At 71.4% G+C, this 1657-nt stretch carries 2 protein-coding genes; both read left to right on the forward strand.

Annotated features, from left to right (window positions below; all coding sequences use genetic code 11):
* The coding region (locus tag AB0M20_RS42235; protein ID WP_364307018.1) for a LamG-like jellyroll fold domain-containing protein at window positions 1–751 on the forward strand (751 nt) is incomplete at its 5' end.
* Between the two features lie 2 nt (window positions 752–753).
* Window positions 754–1657: PQQ-dependent sugar dehydrogenase (locus AB0M20_RS42240; RefSeq protein WP_364307020.1), on the forward strand; the 904-nt coding region annotated here is incomplete at its 3' end.

Here is a 1657-nt window from a genome sequence, read left to right on the forward strand (position 1 = left end):
CCTCGAACGCGATCAGGGCCGCTCCGGCACGGAGATCGAGCTGATCAACGGCGGCGCCGCGCAGCGGGTGGCGGACCGCGCCTACCCGGGCGGGCGGCGAGTGCTGCAGACCGGGCAGCAGGGGACGCCGAACGGCACCGACGACTGGAAGGCCGGCATCTGGTCGGCCAGCGGGGTGCGCACGCTGCGGGCGTTCAACGCGACCGAGGGCGCGGCGATCGGCGGCTGGTTCAAGCGGTCGATGGACGGCCCGGCGGCCGGCTTCAACGCGATCGGGCTGGCCGGCGTGCTCACCGGCGACTCCGACGGGCACGCCGTGCGGGCGCTGCTCGAGCTGATCGACGTCAACGGCACGCTGCGGCTGGTCGCGCTCGGCCGGCGGCTCGACGGCGGCAACTCGCAGACCTTCGCGGCCGACGCGGACTGGCGCACGCTGCTGCCCAAGGACGAGTGGGTGCACCTGACCGCCACGTTCGACTTCGACGCCGGCACCATGGCGCTCTATCGCAACGGCCGCCCGGTGGCCGGCTTCTACACCCGCGCCGACGACCCGTGGCTGGTCGCCGGCCCGGGCCCGCACGCGACCACCGCCTCCGATCCGCGTGGCATCAAGATCGGTGGCAGCTTCCCCTGGCAGGGCTCCGCGGACCGCAACCCGTGCGACTGCCGGATGGACGCGCTCACGTTCTTCGGCCGATCGCTGTCCGCGCGTGAGGTCGCGAACCAGTACCGCTACATGACCCGGGGGTAGACATGTTGGGTAAGGCCGTCGTGGCCGCATCGATGTTGTTGTCCACAGTGGCAGGACCGGTGTACGACCCGGTCCCCACCGAACCCGAGACCTCGAAACTGGGCCTCGTCCTGGAGCAGTACGCACAGTTCCCGCAGTCCTTCGGCACCCCGCCGCCCACTGACCAGCGGCTCAACCGGATCGCCCGGATCAACACCATCATGGAGCTGCCCGACGGCTCGGGACGCCGGGCCGTCCCCGACCTGAACGGCAACCTCTACCTGGTGGAGAACGGCGTGCCGCACGTCTACCTCGACGTGGCCGCCGCCTTCGCCCCGGCGTTCTTCTCCGGCCGCGGCCTCGGGCAGGGCTTCGGGTACGTGACCTTCCACCCCGACTTCCGCCGCAATGGCGTCTTCTACACGATCCACACCGAGGACGCCACGAAGACCACGGCGGTGCCCGACCACCAGCAGCCGAACTCCATCTTCCACGGCGTCATCAACGAGTGGACGGCGACCGACCCGGCCGCGGACACGTTCAGCGGCACCCACCGCGAGGTGCTGCGGATCGGCTTCGCCGGCCAGATTCACGGCATCCAGGAGATCAACTTCGACCCGACCGCGAAGCGCGGAGACGCCGACTACGGCCTGCTCTACCTGGCGGTCGGCGACGGCGGCCAGGGCGCCCGGAACACCGATCCGCAGAACCTCGCCATGCCGCACGGCAAGCTGCTGCGGATCGACCCGCGCGGCACCAACGCGCCGAACGGCCGATACGGCATCCCGCCGTCGAACCCGTTCGTCGGGCAGGCGGGCGCGCTGGGCGAGATCTACGCGTACGGCTTCCGCGACCCGCACCGCTTCAGCTGGGACCGGGCCACCGGCCGGCTCTACCTCGGGCACATCGGCGAGCACGCGGTCGAGG

The sequence above is a fragment of the Actinoplanes sp. NPDC051633 genome, from assembly GCF_040681735.1.
GTDB lineage: Bacteria > Actinomycetota > Actinomycetes > Mycobacteriales > Micromonosporaceae > Actinoplanes.